Origin of the sequence: uncultured Oscillibacter sp., from assembly GCF_910579365.1 — a bacterium.
GTDB lineage: Bacteria > Bacillota > Clostridia > Oscillospirales > Oscillospiraceae > Oscillibacter.
In genome coordinates, this window is sequence record NZ_CAJTUX010000103.1 from 1 (window position 1) to 6,851 (window position 6,851).

The window sequence follows — 6,851 nt, forward strand, 5'->3', positions numbered from 1 at the left end:
GGTCCGGCACCACCGTCCTGGCCGCCGTGCTGGAGGGCTACACCGCCACCGGCATCGAGGTGACGGACGAGTATGCCCGCCTTGCCAGGGAGCGGATTGAGCGGGAGCTGGCTGAGGCGGCGTGAACTGTCTGCCGATTCTTCTGGATATGGCCGGGACATGCTGGTATGATGTGGGCTACCAAATAAAAGGAGGGATACCGAGCATGAAAGTTCACATTTCCTTTGACAAAGCCGCTGTAGAGCGGCAGGGCCGCAGGCTGGAGGACGTCCACCGCACGGTCAAGACACTGTTCGCTGTTCACGATCTCCCCTGCACAGATGACAGTGACGCCCTGGTCTTCCAGGACAGGGGCCATGGCGACGATTTCGCCATTATGTGGGACGTCATCCTGTCCCTGCTGCGGGCGGACTGGTTCTTGGACTGCGCTGCCTCCTGCGTCTGGCAGGACGAGAACGGCGAGGAGGATGTGCTTGCCCAGGCCGGAAAGGCGGGTGAGAAAACATGACGGATGATTTTCCTGGCGGATGGCGCAAAGGAGATATCTGCTATCTTATTACAAGCAGAGCCAAGGAGAAAAGGGGCTGGACCGATGATCCGTGAAGAAAGCACACAAGGAGATTTAATATGGGGATGACACGAAAGCAGATCAGCTTCGATCTGAGCCAGGATGCGCTGAAGCGGTATTATCCTCACAAGGAGGCAGGCCAGGACTCGCAGTTCTTCAAGCGGGCCTATAAGGACATCCGGCGCTTCATGGAAGCCAACGGCTTTGAGCGGCGGCAATACTCTGTGTATGTCTCCTTGCAACAACGGACCTCGCTGGACGTCGCTCTCCTGGCCCAGCGGATGGGAGAGGCCCTCCCCTGGCTGCGGCTGTGCGTCAAGGACATAACGGTTACGAACATCGGAGCGCGGCATAGCCTTCTGGGCTGCTGCGCTCCGATGCGCTGTCCGCCGAACTCCTGCCGCCTGTTTCCAAAGTGCCTCATAAAAAGAGAAAAATGCCGGAGCGATAGACGGGAGAAGCGCTATTCAACAGCGGAACCGGATATCAGCTTTTCCCGCAGTCCCTTCGTGTACTGGACTTCATATGTGCCATGGGCCAAGTCAAAACACGCCAGCTTTCCACTGGCGTCAATGTAGACATAGTGGTAGGAGATTGGTGCTTTATTCTCTTCGCACAATGCTTCCAGCAGCGGTTCCAATTCGTGATTCTCCAGAGTGTGCCGGTCCGAGTAGAGGAACAGGTCGTAGTGCCCCAGAAACGCATATCCGGCATTCAGTTTTTTCAGCTTTTTGCGGAAAGGCTCAATGAATCCGGCGGCAGGGAGAGGGTTGATGACAAAGGTCTGCCATGCGTGATACTCAATGCCGCATTTTGCGCACAGCTCCAGGATTCTGTCCGACGGAACCTGATATGGCTGGCTCATGGCAATTTCCGTCACAAGCCGCTCAAAGGTTTCTCCGTTCACAGAGGTAACCTCTATACCGGCTTCTCCGTCCGCGGTCTGAAGGTCCGGTTTATCCCGCAGGAGCAGCGTTCCGTAGCGGCCGCCGTACACCGCTTCCAATACGTATTTAGCATATACCTCATACGGGCTGGTGTGTCTGGACACAGTGCATTCCCCCCTATACCATGATGAAACATTATACTCCAACACCATTACATTTCATAGTCGAAATTCTAAAATCAACAGTGAAAGCTGTCAGAAGATTTTGCAGAGGAGGTGTGCAGCTATCAACTACTACATCATCAACGAGGAGCAGGCCCGCCGGGCCAAGGAAATGAACAGCTTCTACGATTATAAAGAGGGCAGCGCCACAGCGGAATACCGGAGGTCCGTGGATGCCGCCGCCCGGATCGCGGAGGAGCAGAAGCGAAAGGTGGACCCCATTCACCATGAGCGGATTGACCGTTTGCTGGACGTATACGCCCGCAAACTGGCGGAGAACATCAATAAGCAAAACGCCATCGCCGCCCGCGTTCCGTCCATTCTGGTGGCCGGAGGAAGCAATTTCCCGGTTCGTAAAAAAGAAAAGCAGAACCGGGCGGACGACACGGCCATGGCGGAGTGGCGGGAGATCCAGGGAATCCTGGACAAAATCCGCGGCAGAGGCAAAGGCGGCATCAGCGCCGACGACCCGGAGGCTGTCCAGAAGCTGAAAGCCAAGCTGGAGGCCCTGGAGCGGGACCAGGAGTCCATGAAGGCCGTGAACGCCTACTACCGCAAGCACAAGACCTTGGAGGGCTGTCCTGGTTTGGACCCGGTTCAGATCGAGAAGCTGAGGGCTTCCATGACTCGTGACTGGCATCCGGAACCGAAGCCCTATCCGAGTTTCCGCCTCACCAATAACAACGCCATGATCCGCCAGACGAAGAAACGGATTGAGGAACTGTCCGCCAAAAAAGAAGTTGAATTTGAGGGCTGGGCCTTCGAGGGCGGCGTGGTGAAGATGGATGTGCAGGCCAACCGGCTCCAAGTGTTCTTCGATGAAAAACCGGATCGGGATACCTGCTCGGCCATGCGGCACGGCGGTTTCCGATGGGCGCCCAGCGTGGGGGCATGGCAGAGGCAGCTCACCGACAACGCCATCTACGCCGCCAAGCACCTGGACTGCCTCCGGCCCCTGTCTGGGGAGCAGCCCGCGCAGGAACAGGCCGGACCTGCGCGGGAAGTGCCGCAGGGTGACGGCGGCGGGTGGAGCTTCTACATCATCGCAGACCTGAAAACCTGGGCGGACAACGCAGAAAACCGCAGTCCGGTGGAACATTTCCCTTCTTTTGAAGCGGCAAAAGCCCGGTTTGACGAACTGCGGAGTGAACCTTATAACAACGAGGCCGCCGAACCCAGCCCGGATGGACGGCCTCCCGCCCGGCTGACCCTGGGCATTGAGAGTGGGGACGGTCTCAGCGCCGCCGACATTCTCCAGGTACGCCAGGGTCGGAATTGCCTTGTGACCGACTTCACCTGTATGGACCGGCTGCGGGCGGACCCGGCTGTACCGGAAATCCTGGGCCGGGTTTCCCGGGAAATCGGCTTTGATCTGGTGCAGCCTCCCGGCTGCCCGCCCATTCTCTTTGAGGAGTGGGATAACCCATATTTCCCCACTGTTACGGCTGGAAGCATCGCCGCGCGAATCTATGACCTGGGCCGGCAGTGCATCCCCGAGGACTTTGCGGACGAAACATCCCGAGCGGGGAGGGTTGCCGTTTTTGCCCGGATGCTTCAAAAAGGAGGAACCGGCGGCGCCAGGGAGATCGCGCTGGCCGTGTCCGGCATAGCGATGGATGGGGACGAGGCTGTACAGGCAGAGGCCAATGCGATCATCCAGGATATTGCCGCATATGGGCTCAAAGAAAAAGCGCCGGAAAAAGAGCGGCGCAAATCATCACAAGAGCGGTAACGTCAGGGGCTGGGTGTTATGTACTAGCACCCAGCCCTGTCTGCCAAGGGGGTTATATGTAACACCCTCGCTCTGGAAAAGGAGGATACGATGGCGGTATCCACGATCTATACCCATTTTCATTTCAAGGCCAATCGTCTGCGGGATTTGCAGAACAACACAAAGGACAAGCCCATTCGCATCGAGGTTGTCAAGGTTGTTGAGCTGACCGAGAAGCAATTCCGACATTTTTCCGCGCATATGTTGGAGGACATGCCCTTTATTATCGAAAACAGGAACCTGATGCGTGAGGTTGACGGCGTGTATCATTGCCTTTTAGTGTGCGTCAAAAATCATCGGGGCGGCATTTTGGTGGAGAGCGAGGGCTACAATTACGCCCGCTACGCGGCAGACGTACTGGATAAATCGGCTCTGGACCTGCGGGACGTGCCGGTGGACCACTATGATCTGAAGCTCCGGCAGCCACCCTCGGGGCCGGAGCGGTGAGAGTGATCCTCTCGAAACCGCGGCCGCCTCCTGCGGCCATTCCAATCAGCCCTTCCGCTTGAAAACGGCCCCGCCAGAGGCGGGGCAAGACCCTGCCGCCTCTGGCGGCAGGGCCGCAAGCATAGCGCAAATGTACATTTTGCGCGCTTGCAGGGGACAAACCCCTGACCCCTATGCCGCCTGCGGGCGGATGGTTCCCGGCCCTAGGCCGGAATTACTCGAACCAGCCCCTCACCCGGCTGGACACAAAGGCGATGGCGGGACCCAGGCAGAAGCCGGTGATCAGCGTCGTAAGGCCCACCGTGGACCCCAGCAGGAAACCAAGGGACAAAATCGAGATGTCCCACAGCATGCGGATCGCGCGGGCGCTCAGCCGGTTCGTGCGGGCCGCAATCAATTGCGGAATCGCGTCGTAAGGAGCGACGCCCAGATCCACCACCATGTAAAACGCGGCGGCAATCAGAAACGCCGCCATGCTGACTGCGAACAGCACAATTCTGACCGTCATGGACAGGCCCTCCGGCGGAATATGGGGGCTCATCAGCCACATGGTGAAGTCCGCCATATAGCCGACGCCCACCATATTGGCAACGGTGCCCACGCCGATGCGGGAGAGGTCCAGTCGGATGACCGGGAGGAACATCAGCAGGTTAAATGCCAGTTGACAGGTTCCAAAGGAAATGCCCGTCCGGGCGGAAACGCCCAGAGTAAATGTCGAGCAGGGGTCCGTGCCGAACCCGACGGTCTTGAACACCGCCACGCAGACCCCGATCACAATCAGGCTGACGGTGAGGACAGCCAGTCTGCGTCCCATACGGGGACGGGTAAAATTTGCCGCAATCGCTTCCATCATAAACGCGCCTCTTTTCAGCGGAGAGATGACAACGGCTGAAATTATACCATCGGGGCGCTGGGCCGTCAATGCGGAAATTTATCGGCTTCGAGCCGGAGAAGGGAGGTGCAAACGCAGGGTGGCATTTTACGCCAGCGTGAGTTTTGGAAAAGACTCACTAGCCATGCTGCTGTTATTACTGGAAAAGAAAATGCCATTGGATGAAGTGATTTTTTACAACTCGGAAATGGAATTTCAGGCAATCTACGATATCCGGGACCGAATCAGGCCGGTCCTGGAGCAGAGAGGCGTCCGGTTCACAGAGGTGAGGCCGGACGCCTCTTTTTTATACAATATGCTGGAGAGGCCAGTGAACTCCAAAAAGAATGGCTTTCATTTGGGTTACGGCTGGTGCGGAGGGCCCTGCCGCTGGGGGACTAAGCTCAAAACACGCTCCCTGGATGGTGTGGCCCTGGATGCGGAGGTCCACTATGTGGGCATCGCAGCGGACGAGCCGGAGCGGCTGGCGAAACTGGAACCGCCCAAGTGCTCCCCTTTGGCTGAGGCGGGGATGACAGAGACGGACTGTTTGGCCTTCTGCTATGAACGGGGTTTTTTCTGGGAGGAAAACGGTGTCCGGCTGTATGACATTTTAGATCGGGTTTCCTGCTGGTGCTGCAAGAATAAGAACCGAAAAGAGCTGAAAGCGATTTATCAGTTCCTCCCTGAATATTGGGAAAAGCTGAAGGAACTGCAAGCCCAGATTCCCATGCCCATGAAGCCGTTCAGCCGGAAGGGCATTCCCTATGGCAATGTGTTCGATTTGGAAAAAGTATTCGAGCAAGAGGTTCGGGAGGAACGCTCTGCTGTTCCTCCAAAAAAGAAAAGGAGGTGCTGTGAGCAAAGCAGATAAAAAGGGTCGGCATCACCTGCACATAGAGTTGACCCCGGCGCAGTATCAGCTGCTGACGGAACAGGCCGACGCCTGCGGCCTCAGCAAGCGGGCCTACCTCGTCCGCCTCATGGAAAGAATGCCGCTCCCGGTAAAGCCCTCCCAGGAACTCAAGGACCTCCGCTGGGAGGTCCATAAAATCGGCGTGAATATCAATCAAATCGCCCGGAGCGTCAATGCTGGGATCGCCAGGGCCGAGGATACCAGGCGGGGGTTGTTCCTGCTGGATCAGGTCTATGAATTGATGTACCGGGCAGCCCAGAAGGAATCGCTTGCCTCCGGCAGCCGGATGGGATATAATGGTCAAAACGTACAGGGAGAGTGACTCCAATGACCACTGCGGAAATTGCCCGGAAAATGGTAGCGTACTCCAACGGAAACCGGCACGACGTGAACCATTTTATGAAGGTCTGGGCCTTCGCCAAAACCATCGGCGAGTGCGAGGGCCTGAACAAGGCATCCCAGGATATTCTGGAAATCGCCGCCATTGTCCACGACATCGCCTGCCCCCTCTGCCGGGAGAAGTACGGCAATACAAACGGAAAGTATCAGGAGTTGGAGGGTCCCGCCCTGGTCCGGGACTTCCTCTCGGACAGCGGCCTCCCCCAATCCGCCGTGGACCGCATCGCTTGGCTGGTGGGCCATCACCACACCCTCCAGGGCATTGACGGCCCGGACCATCAAATTCTAATCGAGGCGGACTATCTCGTCAACGTCGACGAGAGCGGGTACTCCAGGGAGAACGTGGAAAACACGCTGGAGCGGGTTTTTCGTACAGAAACCGGACGAGCGCTCCTCCGAGCCATGTACCTATGACAGCCCTGTTCCTGGACATCGACGGCGTGATCTGCACGACGCTGAGCACTCACCTCAGCGCCCTGCTGCGGCTCCCCCTGGAGCGGCAGGTTTTTGACCCGCTGGCCCTCTTTTGGCTGCGCCGGCTGGTGCGGCGGACCAGGGCGGAGATCGTTCTCTGCTCCTCCTGGCGGGACGCCCTGGAGGTGGACGACCCGCTCTGCCGGGCTTTCATCGGGAACCTATACGACTGCCTCGCCCGGAACGGGACGCCCATCGTCGACGCGGCTCCCCGGCTTCCCAGCGGAAACAAGGGGGAGGAAATCCTGGCCTGGCTGGCGGGGCATCCGGGCACACGCTATGTGATTCTGGACGACC

10 protein-coding genes and 2 pseudogenes are annotated in these 6,851 nt (G+C 58.0%); 10 read left to right on the plus strand and 2 right to left on the minus strand.

What is annotated here, in order from left to right; genetic code table 11:
- From QZ329_RS14410 to vapD, 3 genes and pseudogenes are all read left to right on the plus strand, one after another.
- Positions 1–125: pseudogene (locus QZ329_RS14410) on the plus strand (site-specific DNA-methyltransferase); the annotation flags it as partial.
- A gap of 80 nt (positions 126–205) precedes the next feature.
- Positions 206–508 carry a hypothetical protein gene (locus QZ329_RS14415; RefSeq protein ID WP_295753698.1) on the plus strand — a complete coding sequence of 101 codons (303 nt, stop codon included), beginning with the start codon at positions 206–208 and terminating at the stop codon, positions 506–508.
- Positions 509–633: 125 nt separating this feature from the next.
- Positions 634–1,146 carry a VapD family protein gene (gene vapD / locus QZ329_RS15670; protein WP_365352253.1) on the plus strand — a complete coding sequence of 171 codons (513 nt, stop codon included), beginning with the start codon at positions 634–636 and terminating at the stop codon, positions 1,144–1,146.
- Here the strand turns inward: vapD and QZ329_RS14420 are convergent.
- Entirely contained in the window at positions 1,032–1,619 is a 588-nt protein-coding gene (locus QZ329_RS14420; RefSeq protein WP_295753699.1) for a hypothetical protein, read from the minus strand. The two genes, vapD and QZ329_RS14420, sit on opposite strands and share 115 nt — an antisense overlap.
- 100 nt (positions 1,620–1,719) lie before the next feature.
- On the opposite strand from QZ329_RS14420, the gene QZ329_RS15675 reads away from it, so the two are divergent.
- Both QZ329_RS15675 and QZ329_RS14430 read left to right on the plus strand, forming a co-directional pair.
- A complete protein-coding gene (locus QZ329_RS15675) occupies positions 1,720–3,408 on the plus strand; it encodes a hypothetical protein (protein ID WP_365352248.1) in 1,689 nt (562 codons plus the stop codon).
- A gap of 90 nt (positions 3,409–3,498) precedes the next feature.
- On the plus strand, positions 3,499–3,894 hold the full coding sequence (locus tag QZ329_RS14430; RefSeq protein ID WP_295753700.1) for a DUF6329 domain-containing protein: 396 nt from the start codon (positions 3,499–3,501) through the stop codon (positions 3,892–3,894).
- 214 nt (positions 3,895–4,108) lie between these two features.
- Here the strand turns inward: QZ329_RS14430 and QZ329_RS14435 are convergent, their stop codons facing one another.
- On the minus strand, positions 4,109–4,747 hold the full coding sequence (locus QZ329_RS14435; protein WP_295753705.1) for a hypothetical protein: 639 nt from the start codon (positions 4,745–4,747) through the stop codon (positions 4,109–4,111).
- Between the two features lie 25 nt (positions 4,748–4,772).
- Between QZ329_RS14435 and QZ329_RS14440 the strand changes: the two are divergent.
- The 5 genes and pseudogenes from QZ329_RS14440 to QZ329_RS14460 form a co-directional block, all read left to right on the plus strand.
- Positions 4,773–5,051, plus strand: a pseudogene (locus tag QZ329_RS14440) (phosphoadenosine phosphosulfate reductase family protein); the annotation flags it as partial.
- Positions 5,052–5,096: 45 nt separating this feature from the next.
- Complete coding sequence (locus QZ329_RS14445; RefSeq protein WP_295753706.1) at positions 5,097–5,639, plus strand: hypothetical protein; 543 nt, start codon at positions 5,097–5,099, stop codon at positions 5,637–5,639.
- A complete protein-coding gene (mobC, locus tag QZ329_RS14450) occupies positions 5,623–6,003 on the plus strand; it encodes a plasmid mobilization relaxosome protein MobC (RefSeq protein ID WP_295753701.1) in 381 nt (126 codons plus the stop codon). The genes QZ329_RS14445 and mobC overlap by 17 nt, the downstream gene beginning before the upstream one ends.
- 5 nt (positions 6,004–6,008) lie before the next feature.
- Complete coding sequence (locus QZ329_RS14455; RefSeq protein WP_295753702.1) at positions 6,009–6,494, plus strand: HD domain-containing protein; 486 nt, start codon at positions 6,009–6,011, stop codon at positions 6,492–6,494.
- Positions 6,491–6,851: HAD domain-containing protein (locus QZ329_RS14460; protein WP_295753703.1), on the plus strand; the 361-nt coding region annotated here is incomplete at its 3' end. The genes QZ329_RS14455 and QZ329_RS14460, both read left to right, overlap by 4 nt.

Excerpts from the sequence above, each read along its gene's own strand:
- QZ329_RS14415 (WP_295753698.1), top strand. The coding sequence starts at position 206 with ATGAAAGTTCACATTTCCTTTGACAAAGCCGCTGTAGAGCGGCAGGGC.
- vapD (WP_365352253.1), top strand. The coding sequence starts at position 634 with ATGACACGAAAGCAGATCAGCTTCGATCTGAGCCAGGATGCGCTGAAG.
- QZ329_RS14430 (WP_295753700.1), top strand. The coding sequence starts at position 3,499 with ATGGCGGTATCCACGATCTATACCCATTTTCATTTCAAGGCCAATCGT.
- QZ329_RS14435 (WP_295753705.1), bottom strand. The coding sequence starts at position 4,747 with ATGATGGAAGCGATTGCGGCAAATTTTACCCGTCCCCGTATGGGACGC.
- QZ329_RS14455 (WP_295753702.1), top strand. The coding sequence starts at position 6,009 with ATGACCACTGCGGAAATTGCCCGGAAAATGGTAGCGTACTCCAACGGA.